Origin of the sequence: Streptomyces sp. NBC_01092, from assembly GCF_045039535.1 — a bacterium.
Classification (GTDB): Bacteria; Actinomycetota; Actinomycetes; order Streptomycetales; family Streptomycetaceae; genus Streptomyces.
On record NZ_CP108659.1, the window covers coordinates 407,596 to 423,964 of the forward strand.

Here is a 16,369-nt window from a genome sequence, read left to right on the forward strand (position 1 = left end):
GGGACGGTGCGGCTACCCAAGCCGGGACGTTATAGCGAAATTTCGTCGACCGCTAGAACTACGACATAAACGTTGAGTAACGAGCCGCACGACCCGCTTGTGCACCCATGCGTCGCCATGGAGACTGCTTACACGTGTTACCAGCAAGACGTCCAGAGGGTGAGCAGAGTGAAGGAGAAAGGCTAAGGGTGGGGTGCCCGCTGCCGCCATGGACGGCACGACCCTGCCCCAGGGAAGCGCGTTACTCGTATTAGCAGCGGGGCGAGGAACCCCGGCGTCGCAGGCTCAGAAGCCCGTCACCTTGCGTACATGCTCCAGGCTCGGTGCGGCGAGCACGCCGTGCAGCCGCTGGAAGAGCTGACGGGCGGTCACCGCGTTCCAGTCGTCGGGGAGCAGTTCGGCGGGCAGACCCGGGTCGAGGTAGGGCAGGCGCCGCCACTGCGTGAGCATGGGGACGTAGTGGCGGAACGCCTCTCCCGCGTCGATGTCCTCGCGCTCATTGATGGATTCGAGGACGGGGCCGTAGTGGTCGGTGAAGGCGGCGTACTGGGCCTCGATCGCGGGGAAGTCCCACCACGTGCTCACCGTGGCTCGCAGGTCGCTGAACGCCGCGTACTGCGACGTGAACAGGTGGACGTAGTCACTGAGGCCGAGGCGCTCCAGCGTGGTGCGGGCGGGCTCCAGCAGTCGGGCCGGCGCCAGCCAGAGGCCCGGTGCCATGTTTCCGAAACCGAGCCAGGTGAGCCGCGTGCGCAGCTGGTAGCGGTAGGTGCGTTCCGATTCGGGAACGGAGAAGACCGCCATGACCCAGCCCTCCTCCAGCGCGGCGGGTTCGAGGCTCTCGAAGATGCGGCGGTCACCCTCGTCGAAGACGGGGTGCATGGCGGGGCTGAGGCTGTAGCCCGTGCCCGAGCGGCGCTCGGGCACGAGGACGCCTCGCTTCTTCAGCCGGGAGATGGCGGAGCGCACCGCCTGGCTGTCCACGTCGAGCTCCCCCATCAGCACGATCAGGTCGGCGATGGACGTCCATCCGCCGAGCCGCCGGACGAATGCTCCGTAGACCGTGTTGATGAGGGAGCTTGGCCGAATGGAGCTTTCCACCTGATCGCCTTCCGTCGTGTGCGGTGGCGATCCTATCGACCGGTACGGCGCCGCTCCGGCGCCAGGCGGCTCCCCTGCCGGGGTCATTCCCCGCTGGTGGAACCGGTTCCGAGCGGCGCTTGCGCGTACGCTCCGGACAGCAGGTGGCCCGCGCCCGGGGCCACCGCGGGAAGGCCGAGCGCCCGGAGCATCTGGTGGGCGGTGCAGATCGCCGCGGAGACCACGGGCTTGCCCAGCAGCTGTTCGGCCTCCTCGACGGCACCGAGCGACGGCATCTGGACACACGCGGACAGCACCACGGCATCGGCGTCTGCGTGGTCGAGCGCCCGCGCGAGGCCGGGCAGCTTCGCAGGATCGTGGGCGGCCACGTCGAGGTTGTTGGGGATTTCCAGTGCCTCGTAGTCGAGGACCTCGATGCCCTCGTGGGTGAGGTAGTCGACGACCGTCCGGGTCAGGGGACGCATGTAGGGCGCGAGCAGGGCGATCTTCTTGGCGCCGAGCGTGTGCAGGCCGTGGACGAGCGCTCCCGCGCTGGTGACAACCGGTGCCGGGGCTCCGTTCTCGACGGTACGGCCGTGCAGGCGCTCCTCGGAGACGCGGTGGTAGCCCAGGCCCATGCTCATGATGGCCACCAGACAGGCGTAGCCGAGGACATCGACGTGGGCGTCGGAGAGTTCCAGGGCGCACCGGTCGGAGTCGGCGTCCATGGCCTTGAGCTGCTCGGGCGTGACGTGTGTCATGCGCATGCGGCTGGAGTGGAAGGTGAAGCGTTCCGGCGCGACGGTTTCCCGGGCGCGCAGGATGGCCGGCACCTCCGTCTCCATGGTGATGTTGGAACTCGGAACGATCTGGCCGATCCGGTACGTGCGTGGAGCCAAGGGGATTCTCCTGGTGAACGTGGGAGGGGACGGTGCGTCAGCGTGCGTCGACGACGGGGTTGGTGAGGGTGCCGATGCCCTCGACGGTGGCCTCGACCGTGTCCCCGGCCACGAGGAACTGGGGCGGCACCATGCCGGCGCCGACTCCGGACGGGGAGCCGGTGGCGATGACGTCGCCGGGCTCCAGCGTGACGCCGGAGGAGATGTCGGCGATGAGCCGGGCGATCGGGAAGAGCATGTGGCGGGTGTTCGACTTCTGCTTGGTCACCCCGTTGACCCGCAGTTCGAGGTCGAGGGACATGGGGTCGGAGATCTCGTCCGCGGTGACGACGGCGGGGCCGAACGGCGCGTAGGAGTCCTGTCCCTTGGAGAAGAACCACTGTCCGGAGCGGCGCTGGTCGCGGGCGCTGATGTCGTTGACGATGCTGTAGCCGAAGACGTGGTCGAAGGCGTCGTCCTCGCTGACCCGGAAGGCGGTGCGGCCGATGACGACGGCCAGCTCGCACTCCCAGTCCAGCTGCTGGGTGAGGTCGCCGTTGTGCAGGATCGGCCGGCCGGGGCCGGTGACCGCGGTGGACGGCTTGCTGAAGAGGACGGGGCGCGGGGGCAGTTCCTTGTCGGTGTCGAGGCTGCGGCTGGACTCCTCGACGTGCTCGACGTAGTTCAGGCCGACCCCGATGATCTTGCCGGGGCGCAGGGGGGCGTGCAGGGAAACCTCGTCCAGCCGGTGGCAGACATCGGCGGGCCAGGCGGCCGGATCGGTCGCGAGCAGGCGGCGGGCGATGGCCTGGCTTGCGTCGCCGGCCCGGATGAGGGACAGCAGATCCTGCGGCAGTTCCTCCTCGTGGAACGCGGTCAGGCCGGACAGGTCGATCACGCTCTCGTCGGTCTGGGCGCCGAGGCGCGCGGGGCCGTCGCCGAGGCTGTAGGTCACCAGGCGCATGGGGACTCCTTGGGGCGTTGGGTACGGGCAATGCGTACGGATGTCAGGCGGGGAGGGTGGGGCAGTGGCGAAGGTCAGGTCTCGTCGCCACCGCCCCGGGACCGGGGGCGGCGCGGGGCAACGGGCGGCCGTCCTCGGTCGCGCCGCCGTCGCCACCACCGGTGTCAGAGCCGGCGGCGGTGGGACGGCGGGCACGGTCTAGGCGGTGGGCTGGCGCCCACCGTTGTCGGTGTACGCCTCCTCCCGCCAGAAGCCGAGCGAGCTCATGACGGGGAAGTCGTTGAAGGAGAACAGGCAGGCGTCCTCGCCCTGGTCGAGGTTGTGGTGCTCGTGCCACGCCCAGGAGGGGACGCAGAAGATGTCGCCCTCCTTCCAGGCGAACCGCTCGCCGGCAATGACCGACTGTCCGCGGCCCTTGGCCACGGTGTAGATCACCGATCCGGTGTGACGGTGGGCCTGGGTGGCCTGACCGGGCCGGAGCAGCTGCATGTGCGCGCCCATGGTGGGCATGACCGAGCCGCCGGTGACCGGGTTGGTGTACTCGGCGATCACGCCGTCGTAGGGGGAGCCTTCGGATGCCCGTGCCAGGTTCCGCAGGGATGCGTAGGTCGGCTCCCAGGGGTAGGCGAGCAGCGGTGAGTAGGGGCGGGTCCACTTCTCGACGCCGTAGGGCAGGAGGTTGGCGCCGTAGGTGAGCGCTGAGGAGTTGATGACCTTCCCGGGCTTTTGGTACAGCTCCGGGTGGACTTCGTAGAAGCCGGCGTCCAGGGCGTTGACGAGGGGGATGTCGAGGCCGTCCTGCCAGATGACCGGGGCGTCGTCGGACTCGTTGCCGTGCTCGTGCCAGGTGTTGTTGGGGGTGATGGCGAAGTCGCGCGGGCCGACCTTCAGTTTCTGTCCGTCGACGATGGTCCAGGCCCCGGTGCCCTCGTGCACGAAGCGCAGGGCGGCCGCCTGGTGACGGTGGGCGGTCATCGCCTCGCCGGGGCCCATGATCTGCAGGCCCGTGTAGAGGAGGCCGACTGCGGCGCTGACCTCCTTGCGGCCCGGATTGACGAGCATCACCACCCGGCGGCCGGCGTCGTCGGCCTTGACCAGGTCGAGTGCCTTGCGGACCAGGGGGCGCAGCTCCTCGTACCGCCACAGGACGGGAACGGACTTGGGCTGCGGGTACCAGGGTTCGATGTCGTTGGCGACGGTCCACAGGGCGCCGGCGTCCCGTTCGGCGAGTTCACCGTAGTAGGCGGTGAGTTCGGGGGTGTCGGACACGCGGGCGCGTCCGAGCTGGTTGTCGTCGTGTGCGGTGGTCATGCGTCGTCCTCCTTGGTGGTGTCGGTGCCGTCGGCTGGCAGCGGGATGCGGTGGTGGGCCGTGGGCTGGCGCGCAGAGTCGGCGGTGAAAGTCACCGGGGTGCGGGGCGTGTTGTCGACGTGGAGCTGGAAGACGTCGAAGCGGTTGTAGTGGCCGACGATGTCGTGCATCTGCTTGGGCTGGATGCACTTGGCCAGATCGATCTCGGCGTAGACGATGCCCTCGTCGTCCACGAGCGGTTCGGTCACGGGCCTGCCGTCGGGTCCGAAGATGCCCGACAGTGCACTGCGGGGACGGGCGAGCATGCGCCGTATCTCTTCGTCGTCGCCGGCGACGGTGTCGACGATCTCCGGTGAGATCGTCGAACAGGAGACGACGGAGAAGACCTTGCCCTCGAAGCTGTGGGCGGCGGTGCGTACGGCGATGGCGTCCGCCATGTCGTAGTCCTCGGGGGCGACCGGCAGCGCGATGTAGCTTGCGGCGTGGACGAGTTCGCCCTGTGCGAGGAGCGTGAAGCGGGCGAGGGTGTTGGTGTTCTCGCCGCAGGCGAGGGCACCGAGCGGCCCGATCGGGGTCCGGTGGACGCGCAGGGAGCTGCCGTCGCCGCCCGTCCAGGTGAGCTTCTCCGCCCAGGTGGGCACCAACTTGCGGTGCACACCCAGCAGTTGACCGTCGGGGCCGATGGTGAGAAGGGTGTTGTAGAGGACACCCAGGCTGTGCGGGCCGCGCTCGTTGACCCCGATCACGACGACCGCATTGTGCTTGCGGGCCGCCGCGCACAACCTGTCCACGTGGGGACCGGGTACGTCGATGGAGGAGCGGTAGAGGCGTTCGAACCAGGGCGAGCCCTTGACCGGGTTCATCGTCCAGTTCCAGTACGGGTAGCCCGGGACGAAGACCTCGGGGAGGACGACGAGCGAGGCGCCGTTGCGGGCGGCCTCCTCGATGAGGGCAACCGCCTTGTCGACGGTGGCGGCCGGGTCGAGGTAGACGGGGGCGGCCTGGATCGCCGCGGCGGTGAAGCGGGGAAGGGTGTCCACGAGTTCCTCCTGGGACCTGGGGTGCCCTGGGCGGGTCAACGGACGGCCGCCGCGGCGACGGTGGCCCGCGTGTGCGGCAGCCAGCGCTGGTGCACGGGCGCGGGCGCATCGCGCAGGAGCTGCAGGCGGGGCGGGACACGGTCGGTCCGCGCGCCGGGGGGTCTGCCGCTGCCCGCCCGCCAGGAGGCCGGCCACGGTGCGGCGGGTCCCGCGTACTCCTGGGCTGCCGCGGCGTGCAGGGTCCACAGCGGATCGTGCAGCTGGGCCCGGCCGACGGCGCAGAGATCGGCGCGGCCGGCCAGGATGATGGAGTTCACGTCGTCGTAGGTGGAGATGGCTCCGACGGCGATGGTGGGAATGCCGGTGGCGTTGCGGATGAGGTCCGCGTACGGCGTCTGGTAACTGCGGCCGTAGCGGGGCCGTTCGTGGGCGACGACCTCGCCCGTGGAGACGTCGATGGCGTCGGCGCCTGCCTTTGACAGGGCGCGGGCGATCTCGACTGCCTCGGCCTGCGTGGTGCCTCCCTCGGCCCAGTCGGACGCCGAGATGCGGACGATCAGCGCCTTGCCCGGCGGCCACACCGCACGCACGGCCTCCAGCACCTCGACGGGGAAGCGGAGCCGGTTGGTGAGGCCGCCGCCAAAGGCGTCGGTACGGGTGTTGGTCAGCGGTGACAGGAAGCCCGAGAGCAGGTGACCGTGCCCGAACTGCAGCTCCAGGGCGTCGAATCCGGCCCGGTCGGCACGGCGCGCGGCGGCGGCGAAGTCCCCGGTGATGTCCTCCATGTCCTGGCGCGTGACCTCCCGGGGCGTGCTGCCGGCGCTGTCCCAGGGGAGGGCCGAGGCCGCGACGAGTGGCCATCCGTGTTCCCCGAGTGGGGCGCTACGGCCGTCGGCGTGCGGCACGCCGGTGGCAGCACGGCGGCCGGCGTGGGTGAGCTGAACTCCCAGACAAGCGCCCGACTGGCGGTGGATGAAGTCGGTGATCTCCGCCCAGGCGGCCTCCTGCTCGTCGTTGTAGAGACCGGGACAGCCGGGCGTGGCGCGGGCGTCCGGGCTCACGGCCGTCATACCGGCGATCACCAGCCCGGCCCCGCCGAGGGTTTGGGTGCTCAGGTGCACCAGGTCGAAGTCTCCCGGGACACCCCCACGCGCCGAGTACAGCGCTACCGGGGGCGCCACGACACGGTTGCGCAGGTGCAGACCGCCGAGCTGGAACGGCCGGAACATGGGAGGCACGACGGCGGCGGTGGTCATCGGAGTCCTCGTGGTGGCGTGCCATGCCTGCTCCACCGCGTCCGTGAACTCCCGGTCCCGCACGCGCAGGTTGTCGTGGGTGACACGCCGGCTGCGGGTCAGCAGGTTGAAGGCGAACTGGTGCGGCTCCTGCCCGGTGTACCGCCCCACGTTCTCGAACCATTCGAGGCTTGCCTGAGCGGCACGCTGGGTGGACTCCACCACCGGCTTGCGCTCTGCCTCGTACGCGGCCAGAGCCGTTGTGAGGTCGGGCTGCTCGTGGAGGCAGGCGGCGAGCGCGAGGGCATCCTCCATGGCGAGCTTGGTGCCCGAGCCGATGGAGAAGTGCGCGGTGTGGGCGGCATCGCCGAGCAGCACGACGTTGCCGTGCCGCCAGGTCGTGTTGCGGACCGTGGTGAAGCGGATCCACTTGGAGTTGTTGGGTATCAGGCGGTGCCCGTCGAGGTGGTCGGCGAGGATCTCCTGGCACAGCCGGATGCTGTCCTCGTCGCTGGTCCCCGGCGGGTGGTCGCGGGCGGCGTACTCGGCGAAGCCCGCGCGCCGCCAGGAATCCTCGTCGATCTCCACGATGAACGTGCTGCGCGTCGCGTCGAAGGGGTAGGCGTGCACCTGCACGGTGCCGAAGTCGCACTCGGCGACGATGAAGGTGAACGCCTCGAACACCTTGTCCGTGGCCAGCCACATGTAACGGCAGTGCCGTTCGTCGAGGTCCGGCTGGAAACTGTCGGCGTAGGTGGTGCGGGCCGCCGACCGTACGCCGTCACTGGCGACCACCAGGTCGTAGTCGGCGGCGAGTTCGGCCACCGGCGGAGCCGGGGTGCGGTAGCGCACGTCCACGTTCAGGGCGGCGCACCGTTCCTGCAGGATGGCCAGCAGCCGCTTGCGCCCGAGGGCCGCGAAGCCATGGCCCCCCGAGGTGAGCACCTGCCCCTTGTAGCGGATGTCGATGTCGCTCCAGCGGGCGAACTCGGCCGACATCGTCGTGAAGATCTCGGGATCGGCCTGCGCGATGCCGTCGAGGGTCTCGTCGGAGAACACGACGCCGAATCCGAAGGTGTCGTCGGCCGCGTTGCGCTCCCAGACGGTGACCTCCCAGTGCGGGGAGAGCTGCTTGGCCAGAGCTGCGAAGTACAGCCCGCCAGGCCCTCCCCCGATGACTGCTACGCGCACGGCGTCCTCCTTGTGGTTCCAGGACAAAATATGCCGCCAAATCTACGGTCGTCAAGAAAACGATATACGAGGCTCAAAGGAGTCGTTCCGGCGCCTGAGGTCCCGCCTTGGTCAGCACCTCGCGCACGTCCTCGGGCCACGGGGTGGCGCCGGTCGCCCGTGCGGCCGAGTGCGCGATCGACATGCGTCCGGTGGCCGCCACCTCGCTGTCGTCGGCCCGCACAGTGAAGGCGTAGTGCAGGGATGCCGTGCCGACCTTCGTGACGCTCAGCTCGGTGCGGACGAGTTGGCCGAACCACAGACGGGCGCGGTAGTCGGCTTCGAAGTGCACCCTCGGGGTGCTGCCGAAGAGTTGGGCGAGCCCCAGCCGCCTCAACAGCACCGCTTCGGCCGCCTCCACCCAGCGCACGACGGTCGAGTGGTGGTAGTGGCCGGCCGCGTCGGTGTCCGGCCATTCGACACGTCGCTCGATGACGACGCTGGGCAACTGGAGCTCGCGCGCGTCGAGGACTTCGCCGGAAGAGTCGTCGTCCCCGGGGGTATCCGACAGGGGACTCGGTGCATCCCTGAGAGTGCCTTGCGACGCTCCCGAGGCACGCTTGCGCAGTTCGGAGCGCTGCAGCTTGCCGTTGATCGTGCGCGGCAGGTCGGCGACGAACTCGACGGCACGGGGGTACTTGTAGGGCGCGATGGTCTGCTTGACGTAGTTCTGGAGTTCCTTGATCGCGGTCTCGTCGCCAGTGACGCCCGGCCCGAGGACGACGTACGCCTTCACGATCATCCCGCGGCGTTCGTCCGGGGCCCCCACAACAGCGCAATCCGCGACGTACGGGTGGGTGACCAGGGCTTTCTCGACCTCGGGGCCGGCGATGTTGTAACCGGAGGACACGATCATGTCGTCGCTGCGGGCCACGTACCAGAAGTAGCCGTCCGCGTCCCGGATGTAGGTGTCGCCGGTGATGTTCCAGCCGTTCTGCACGTAGGTCGTCTGCCGGTCGTCGTCCAGGTAGCGGCATCCGGTGGGGCCGCTCACGGCGAGCAGTCCGGGCTCGCCGTCAGGCACGGATGCGCCGGTCTCGTCGACGACCCGCGCCCGGTATCCGGGGACGGGCCTGCCCGTGGAGCCGGGGCGTATGTCATCGTCCGCGGCGGAGATGAACACATGCAGCATCTCCGTGGCGCCGATGCCGTCGATGATGCGCAGCCCGGTGGCGGTATGGAAGTCCTCCCAGACCTGCGCCGGGAGCGCCTCGCCGGCGGACACACAGCGGCGCAGCTGCGCGAGACGGTCCGCCTTCCCCGCAGCCATGATCGACCGGTATGCGGTGGGCGCGGTGAACAGCACGGTGACGCCATGCTCGGCGACATGCTCCGCCAACTGGTCCGGTGTCGCCTGTTCCAGCAGCAGGGAGGCCGCGCCGGCATGCAGGGGGAAGACGACCAGTCCCCCGAGGCCGAAGGTGAAGGCGAGTGGCGGTGTCCCCGTGAAGACGTCGTCCGGCCCGGGTTTCAGGACGTGCCGCGAGAACGTGTCGGCGTTGGCGAGGACGTCTCGATGGAAGTGCAGCGTGGCCTTGGGCCGCCCGGTGGTTCCGGAGGTGAAGGCGATCAGCGCCACGTCGTCCGCGGCGGTGTCGACGTGGTGGAACGTCGGCTCCTTGGTGGCGCAGCGGGCGACGAGGTCGTCCGCCTCGCCGCCGCCGTAGGCGATGACGCGCATGCCCGGTGCATCGGCGGCACTCAGTTCCTCCAGGAAACGGTGATCGCACACGGCGACGGCCGGAAGGCTGATCTCGTGCAGTTGCCTCAGTTCCGCGGCACGCAGCAACGGCATGGTGGTGACCGCGACGCACCCCGCCTTCAGAACACCGAACCAGGTGGCGACGAGCCAGGGATTGTTGGGGCCGCGCAACAGGACACGGTTGCCCGGTCGGACGCCGAAGTCCTCGGTCAGAACTCGGGCGACCTGATTGGCCCGGCGCAGCAGGTCGCCGTAGCTCCACGACTCGGTGGGCGTCAGCAGACAGGGTCGGTCGGGGCCCCAGCGCTCGACGGCGTCGTCGAGCAGCCGTGCGGCGCAGTTGAGTCGCGCGGGATACGTCAACTCGGGGAGGTCGTAGTGGAGTTCGGGCCACAGGTCGAAGGGTGGGAGCCGATCGCGGCAGAAGGAGTCCACATGTGCGGACGGGGAGAGCTCCATGGGGTGCACCTCGTCTCGGGGCAGCAGGGAGAGTGCCGCAAGTATCCTGCTTTTATGACGACAGTCAATCTTTCGCTATACATCTGGGACGGGGGCGCGCTGATTCGGAGCCGGTCCGTGGCCGCATGGCGGACCACGCTGGACGCCAACTCCGCGGCAATCAGGGGCATCAGGCTCTCGATGTCCGACGAAACCCCGCGCGCCCACAGGGCGGCACGGACGAGGCGCGGGCGGCAGCCGCGCGACCTCCCCATGGGGGCCACTCGCGACTCGCCTCTGCCACTGAGCGCGTTACACGTGTAACATCGTGCTTGCCGGCGGTCCTACGCGCAATACATTCCGGACATTTTCCCGGCCGGAGCCCAGCGCTCCCGCCGAAGAGCCGCTGAACCACCGCCCCTGCGGCGCGACCGGCCGCCGGGCCACACCACCACACGTGCGACCCAAAAGTGAGGCACACATGACGCAGTCACCGCCCGCCGAGCTCGACCTCGGGTGGCCTCCGCCGCCCTTCCTCGCCCCGCCTCCCGCCCTGGTCAGCCCGGAGGGTGTCCGCCGCTACGACGGAGTCACCTACGCGACAAGCCCGGGGTACCGCCCGCGCCTCCTGGACGTCCAGGTGCCTGCGGGCACGGAACCCGTACCGGCCGTCATCTGGATCCATGGAGGCGGCTGGCTGGAGGGAGACCGGCGCTATCCGCCGCCCACCGTCCCCGTCGAGCTGCTGCACGGATCCGTGTTGCGGGCCGGCCTGGCCCTCGTCTCCGTCGACTACCGGCACAGCCTGGAGGCTCCGTTCCCGGCGCAGCTGCACGACGTCAAGGCCGCCATCCGCTACGTGCGCCGCTTCGCGGACACCCTCGGGATCGACGGCGACCGCATCGGCGTATGGGGCGAATCAGCGGGAGGCCACCTGGCCGCTCTCACCGGCCTCGTCGGTACGGGCGATCATCGGCACACCGATCTCGAGGGCGGTGAAGGAAGCACCGAGGAGAGCAGCTCGGTGCGCGCTGTTGTCGACTGGTACGGCGTCTCGGACCTGATACCTCTGCTGTCGCACACCCTGCCGGCCGCCCCCGGGTTCGACTATCCCAACCCGTTCACGGCGCTTCTGGGAGGCGCCACCGGCGAGGACCTCGTGACACGGGCCGCGATCGCCAGCCCGGTCACCCATGTGACGGCAGGTTCTCCGCCGCCGCCGTTCCTGCTGATCCACGGCACGAAGGACGGACTGGTGCCGTACGGCCAGAGCGAAGTTCTCGCCGCGGCGCTCGAACAGATCGAGGCGGACGTGACGTTGCAGCCCGTCCCGGATGCGGATCACATCTTCCTGGGCGCGCAGGACGTCGCACCGATCGTGACGCAGAGCGTCGACTTCCTCGCACGTCACCTCAAGGCCCCTGAGGCCGCTGCCCGCTGAGTATCGCTCAGGCGGCCAGGCGCACGGCCACCGCGCGCGTACGGCCCGTGTCGATGCCGTGGTTTCAGTTCCGTTCCCCGCTTCGGCCCGGGCCCGTGTGGAGCCGCACTTGGCTCCACGCTCACTGGCTCAGCGGCTGCGTGGCCGGCACGTCGATCGGGGCGGGCGCGGCGCTCGTCCTGTGGCGTGCCTTCGCACCAGTACAGGCCCGGGAACACCTGTCACCACTGGCCCGGGAACACCAGTCACTACTGGCCCGGGAACACCTGTCACGACGACTGGCGGGAGACCAGCACGGCGTCGTTCGGCGGCGCGTCGGGAACGCCGGTGCCCTTGAGCAGCGCATCGATCGTGTCCGCAACCAGCGCGGGTGACGGCACTTCCAGGCGCACCGTGGTGAGCGGGGGGCGTTGCAGGGCGGAGGGTACGAGGTCGTCGGCGCCCACGACCGCGACCTCTTCCGGGATGACGATGCCCCGGTCCTGGAGGGCGTGCATGAGCAGGGTGGCGTACTCGTCGTTGTAGGCGAACACCGCGTCGAGGCCGAGACTCGGCCACCGGTCCGCCACCTCGGCCGCCGACTCCCGCGTGTAGTTCATCGGGACGGGAGTGACCGTGGCGGCACTGCGTGAGGCGACGCCCTGGGCGCCGGCCAGGCGGGGCTGCGCGAAGATGTCCAGCCCACGTTCGCCGGGCATGATCACGCCGATCCGCTCACGGCCCCTCGACACAAGGTGCTCCGCCGCAACCTCGCCGACCCTGGCGTGGTCGAAGGCGAACGTGTGGGCCCCCGCGACGGGCCTCGCCGCAAAGGCGAGGAGGGCGACCCCGGCCCGCTGGAGCACGTCGACCGCGCGGCTCGTCAGCCGGTCCCCGTCCAGTGCCAGGATCGCGGCCGGACGCAGCTCCGCCCAGGCGCGGGCGCCGACGGCAGCGTCGGCATACCGGCCCGCGTGCAGCACCGCGATCAGGCCGTGCCGCTCCAACTCGGTGTGCAGATCGTCGAGCCAGCTGCTGACCAGGCCGCCGACCGCCGCGACCGACGCCGGAATCAGCACCAGGTTGCTGCGGCCGGCGCGCAGGGACCGGGCCGCGGCATGGGGGACGTATCCCAGCTGCTGGGCCGCGGCCAGCACCCGCGCCCGCGTCGCGTCGCTCACGCGGTGCGCCTGGGTGTTGTTGAGAACGAACGAGACCGTGGCCCGCGACACTCCGGCCAGTCGGGCCACGTCCGCGCTCGTGATCGACGCCGTCGCGTTCGACTCCTGGGCCATCGAGTACATCACCTTGTCACGTGCGGTTCTGTCCTTCTTACGAGAGAAGGTTACACGCGTTACAAAAGAGGATCGCGCAGTTCAGGCAGCAGTGGGCGGGGCCCTCACGACGGGATATCTCGAACCATTGACCCACGCAACAAAAGCTCGATATTTTACACGTGTCACCCATTCTGGGTGAAGCCAAGGTCGACGAAAGCCGTGCCGCGTCGCGTCGTCGCGCACGCCGTCCCTTCCGCGCGCACTCCGTCGCCCCTTCCGCGCGCACGCACGCCTCATGGCTCGAACAGGGCCTTCCTCGCCAGTGCAGAGAGGCTGAGAGCGATCTCATGAACCCAACCCGTGGGTATGACGAGCTGCGGCACGTCTGGGGCCCCGTCGCCCCCGTCAGCATCCATCCGGGAGTCACCGCATGGCTGGTCCTGGGGCACCAGGCAGCCCTGGAGGTGATCTGGAACGAGCACCCTTTCTCCTCCGACGCGCGGTGCTGGAACGCCGTCACCGACGGCAGACTGCCGGCGGACGCACCACTGCTGGCGATGCTCGGCTGGCGTCCGGCGGTCTCCCGCCTCTCCATGGACGCGCATCGGCGGCACCGCCAGGCCGTGACCGGCGTCCTTGAGCAGATCGATCTGCGGCGCCTGCGCCTGGTGGTCCAGCTACGGGCCGACGGCCTCATCGACCACTGGGCACAGCGGACGAGCGCGGACCTCGTCACCGAGTACAGCCGTCCCTTGATATGGGCCGTCTTCGCCCACCTGCTCGGCTTCTCCCCCGCATCGGTTCCGGCACTGGAGGCACTGGTGATCGCCGTCACCGACACCGCGGACGGTGCCGCTGAGGCGGATGCCGAACTGCTGGAGGCGGTGCGTCGGTTGTTGCAGACCAGGATCGCCGCACCCGGCCCGGACCTCGCGTCCTGGATGGCTCACGCGACCACGCTCACGGAGACCGAGATCGCGCACAACCTCGTGCAGCTTCTGCTCTTCGGAGCTCGAAGCACGGTCGACTGGATCGGCAACGCCCTGCGGCTCCTGCTGTCCGACAGGCACGTGAACGCGCTTGTGGCTACCGGCCGCATCACCCCGGCGGACGTTCTCGAGCGGACGCTCATGGACGACCCGCCCGTCCCGAACATCCCCGGCAGGTGGGCCACGAAGGACCTGATGCTCGCGGGCCACCCAGTCCGCGCGGGTGACCTGCTCATTCCGTGCCTGGCGGCCGCCAACACCGATCCGGCGATCCAGGGCGGCGGCGGTTCCGCACGCACGGGCAGCCGTGCGCACCTGGCCTGGGGTACGGGCGCTCACGGCTGCCCCGCCAAGGACCTGGCCCGGCTGATCGCGGAGACGGCGGTGGATGCGGCACTACGTCGCCTGCCGGAGCCACGGCCGGCCCACTCGGGGTCCGCCCGTGCCACACAGCAGTCCATGTGGGCCGGCGGACCGGCCGAGTTGCCGGTCGATTTCGCCCAGGCGACTCCTGCGCACCGCGCTGAGGTACCCCACGGCCTGCCGGCCGTGATGCTGGTTCCGGAGAGGACACGGACCGTGCCGGTGCAGGAGGGAGAAGCACCGCAACGGTGGGGGTGGTGGGACTCCCTCACCGGGTGGTGACCGTGTCCGTCCCGTGCGCCACGGGTCCTCCGGAGCCGCCTCTTCCCTCCGGGCGGCCATCCGGCTCCCGACAACCGCGCATCACCGCCGATGACTCGGCGGCGATGCGTTCACGTCACGGTCGACCGGGCGAGAACCTAGAGGCCGTGGCCGTGGCCGTAGGAAAAGAGCGGATCGACCGAGTCGTTGGGCACGTCCTCCCGGCCGGCGACAACGGCGGCCATGGACCGGGCCAGTTCGAAGGGAAGACGCCCCTCGGCCCGCACCCTCCCGAACAGCACATCCAGCAGGGCGGTATCCGAGGCACCGTAGTCGGCCACAAGAGCGGCCGACTGATCGGCGATTTCCGGTATGACGGCGGGCCGGTCGAGGAAGACGTCGACCACCGTGGGCACCGCCTCGACGACCTCCAGGATCGGCCGCAGTTCCTCGGCGGTGAAGTCGAGCCTGCCGGCCCGGAAGAAGCCTTCGAAGCCCTGCGTCCGCTGCTCGAAGGGAGCGCTGATGCGCAGGACAGCGACGTCGGCGTCGCCCGGCGCGGCCACCACAGTGCCGTACCGACCCGCCACCTCCGGGTCGACGCCCCGGACATAGATCCTCGTGCCGGCCGCGAGAGGAAGCACGGGTGTCGCGGCGCCGAGCGGGCGGTCTTTCAACACGGTCATGGAGCGACTCTGAGCCGCCAGGCCCTCTGCGGTGAACTCCCTGCTACCGCAGACGCGTTCAGCCTCGTCCGGATCGACGTAGGGGTCGTCGAACAGACCCAGTACGAACTTCTCCCGGAGGAGTCGTGCCGCCGACGTGTCGATGCGGTCCAACGACACCCTTCCGGTGCGTACGAGTTCCACGATCAGCTCGGGTGCCGCTTCGCCGCCGAGCTGGTCGGCACCGGCGTCGAGGATCCGCTCCACCCGGGCGAGCCGGTCGAGATGCTCCACACCCCATGCGCGGGCCGGGAAGGGCGCCCCGAAGATGGTCGAGTCGGTGACCAGGCCCCAGTCGGTGCAGACGATGCCGTCGAAGCCGTACTTCTCCCGCAGCAGCCCGGTGATGACGCCCTTGTTGAACCCGAAGCCGACTTCCTCGTAGTCGGTGCCCACCGGCATGGCGTAGTAGGGCATGACCTGCGAGGTTCCGGCGGCGAACGCCGCCTCGAACGGGATCAGGTGGTAGTCGAGATTGTCGCCCGGGTAGACCTGCTCACGGCCGTAGGGGAAGTGGGCGTCCTCGCCGTCCTTCTGCGGGCCGGCGCCCGGGAAGTGCTTGGTCATGGTGCTGACGCTGTCCGGGCCGAGGGACGCTCCCTGGAGGCCGCGGATGTAGGCGCCGATCAGACGGGCGGCCGTGGCCGCGTCGGAGCCGAAGGTCCCCAGATTTCGCGCCCATCGAGGCTCCGTGGCGAGGTCGGCCATCGGATGCAGCGCGAGACGGATGCCCACGGCGAGGTACTCCTGGCGGACGATGTCGGCGTGGCGTCGGACCAGGTCCTCATCGCCGATGGCCGCGAGCCCCAACGGCTCGGGCCAGAGCGAGAAGCCCTGCGTCTGCACCGCTGCGGCCGGATTGTCGACGAAGCCGTTGCGGGGGTCGGTGGAGACGGTCACCGGAATGCCCAGGCGGTTACCTGTCGCGAGGTCCTGGATGCGGTTGTTCCACTCGGCCATGCGGCGGGGAGCCGCGGCCCCGAAGAGGTTGAAGTGGTTCATGCACTTCGCGGTCACCATGCGGGACGTGGAGGAGCGCATCGGGTCGTCGTCCGGCGCCCCGAGCTCCGGCTCCACGAGCGAACCGTCGTCGTTCATGGTGATCATCGTCTGGAACAGCAGCCCGGCCTTCTCCTCCAGAGTCATGCGCCCGAGCAGATCGCGCACACGGTCCTCCACGGGCAGGCGGGGATTCTCGTACGGCTCCATGGTGCCGTTGCCGTTGAGGTCCCGGAACCGAGAGCCGCAAGGAGCGGTCAGCAGGCGCGGGCGGACGGGAGGTGTCTGTGCCATGAAGGATCCAATTCAACCGGTGACCGCTCCGCGATCGGTGAAGCGGCCGGACAGGGCCGGGGGCCGAGGCAGCGCGTCGACGGCCATGGGCGGGTGTGCCCGGTCCCATGCGGTCAAGTCGCATGGGACCGGGGGCGGCCACTCCCCTGGTTGGCAGCCGACC

Annotated in this window: 11 protein-coding genes and 1 pseudogene; 2 read left to right on the forward strand and 10 right to left on the reverse strand. The window is 69.7% G+C overall.

Annotation, left to right across the window (positions count from 1 at the left end):
* Positions 1–285: 285 nt before the first annotated feature.
* The 8 genes and pseudogenes from OG254_RS01840 to OG254_RS01875 form a co-directional block, all read right to left on the reverse strand.
* The gene (locus OG254_RS01840) at positions 286–1,101 is read right to left on the reverse strand and encodes a PaaX family transcriptional regulator C-terminal domain-containing protein (protein WP_405576659.1); all 816 of its coding nucleotides are present in this window, start codon (positions 1,099–1,101) and stop codon (positions 286–288) included.
* An 83-nt stretch (positions 1,102–1,184) separates the two neighbouring features.
* Positions 1,185–1,925: an Asp/Glu racemase gene (locus tag OG254_RS01845; RefSeq protein ID WP_405594792.1), complete on the reverse strand. Its 741-nt coding sequence runs from the start codon at positions 1,923–1,925 to the stop codon at positions 1,185–1,187.
* Between the two features lie 91 nt (positions 1,926–2,016).
* Positions 2,017–2,922 (reverse strand): fumarylacetoacetate hydrolase family protein, encoded by a 906-nt coding sequence (locus tag OG254_RS01850; RefSeq protein WP_405576661.1) that lies wholly within the window; start codon positions 2,920–2,922, stop codon positions 2,017–2,019.
* Between the two features lie 198 nt (positions 2,923–3,120).
* Positions 3,121–4,233 carry a cupin domain-containing protein gene (locus OG254_RS01855; RefSeq protein WP_405576663.1) on the reverse strand — a complete coding sequence of 371 codons (1,113 nt, stop codon included), beginning with the start codon at positions 4,231–4,233 and terminating at the stop codon, positions 3,121–3,123.
* Entirely contained in the window at positions 4,230–5,273 is a 1,044-nt protein-coding gene (locus tag OG254_RS01860) for a carbon-nitrogen hydrolase family protein (protein WP_405576665.1), read from the reverse strand. The genes OG254_RS01855 and OG254_RS01860 overlap by 4 nt, the downstream gene beginning before the upstream one ends.
* A 35-nt stretch (positions 5,274–5,308) precedes the next feature.
* Entirely contained in the window at positions 5,309–7,699 is a 2,391-nt protein-coding gene (locus OG254_RS01865) for a bifunctional salicylyl-CoA 5-hydroxylase/oxidoreductase (RefSeq protein WP_405576667.1), read from the reverse strand.
* Between the two features lie 73 nt (positions 7,700–7,772).
* Entirely contained in the window at positions 7,773–8,186 is a 414-nt protein-coding gene (locus OG254_RS01870; RefSeq protein WP_405594794.1) for an acyl-CoA thioesterase, read from the reverse strand.
* Between the two features lie 96 nt (positions 8,187–8,282).
* Positions 8,283–9,899: pseudogene (locus tag OG254_RS01875) on the reverse strand (AMP-binding protein); the annotation flags it as partial.
* A 460-nt stretch (positions 9,900–10,359) separates the two neighbouring features.
* Here OG254_RS01875 and OG254_RS01880 point away from each other — a divergent pair.
* Positions 10,360–11,319 carry an alpha/beta hydrolase fold domain-containing protein gene (locus tag OG254_RS01880; RefSeq protein ID WP_405576669.1) on the forward strand — a complete coding sequence of 320 codons (960 nt, stop codon included), beginning with the start codon at positions 10,360–10,362 and terminating at the stop codon, positions 11,317–11,319.
* Between the two features lie 269 nt (positions 11,320–11,588).
* On the opposite strand, the gene OG254_RS01885 is transcribed toward OG254_RS01880, so the two are convergent.
* On the reverse strand, positions 11,589–12,602 hold the full coding sequence (locus tag OG254_RS01885) for a LacI family DNA-binding transcriptional regulator (protein ID WP_405576671.1): 1,014 nt from the start codon (positions 12,600–12,602) through the stop codon (positions 11,589–11,591).
* A 320-nt stretch (positions 12,603–12,922) separates the two neighbouring features.
* On the opposite strand from OG254_RS01885, the gene OG254_RS01890 reads away from it, so the two are divergent.
* The gene (locus OG254_RS01890) at positions 12,923–14,209 is read left to right on the forward strand and encodes a cytochrome P450 (RefSeq protein ID WP_405576673.1); all 1,287 of its coding nucleotides are present in this window, start codon (positions 12,923–12,925) and stop codon (positions 14,207–14,209) included.
* Positions 14,210–14,346: 137 nt separating this feature from the next.
* Here OG254_RS01890 and OG254_RS01895 read toward each other — a convergent pair whose 3' ends face one another.
* Positions 14,347–16,206 carry a glycoside hydrolase family 3 protein gene (locus OG254_RS01895; RefSeq protein ID WP_405576675.1) on the reverse strand — a complete coding sequence of 620 codons (1,860 nt, stop codon included), beginning with the start codon at positions 16,204–16,206 and terminating at the stop codon, positions 14,347–14,349.
* Between the last annotated feature and the right edge of the window lie 163 nt (positions 16,207–16,369).

Coding starts and splice junctions, on each gene's coding strand:
- OG254_RS01845 (WP_405594792.1), bottom strand. CDS start 1,925: ATGGAGACGGAGGTGCCGGCCATCCTGCGCGCCCGGGAAACCGTCGCG.
- OG254_RS01850 (WP_405576661.1), bottom strand. CDS start 2,922: ATGCGCCTGGTGACCTACAGCCTCGGCGACGGCCCCGCGCGCCTCGGC.
- OG254_RS01895 (WP_405576675.1), bottom strand. CDS start 16,206: ATGGCACAGACACCTCCCGTCCGCCCGCGCCTGCTGACCGCTCCTTGC.
- OG254_RS01855 (WP_405576663.1), bottom strand. CDS start 4,233: ATGACCACCGCACACGACGACAACCAGCTCGGACGCGCCCGCGTGTCC.
- OG254_RS01890 (WP_405576673.1), top strand. CDS start 12,923: ATGAACCCAACCCGTGGGTATGACGAGCTGCGGCACGTCTGGGGCCCC.
- OG254_RS01885 (WP_405576671.1), bottom strand. CDS start 12,602: ATGTACTCGATGGCCCAGGAGTCGAACGCGACGGCGTCGATCACGAGC.
- OG254_RS01880 (WP_405576669.1), top strand. CDS start 10,360: ATGACGCAGTCACCGCCCGCCGAGCTCGACCTCGGGTGGCCTCCGCCG.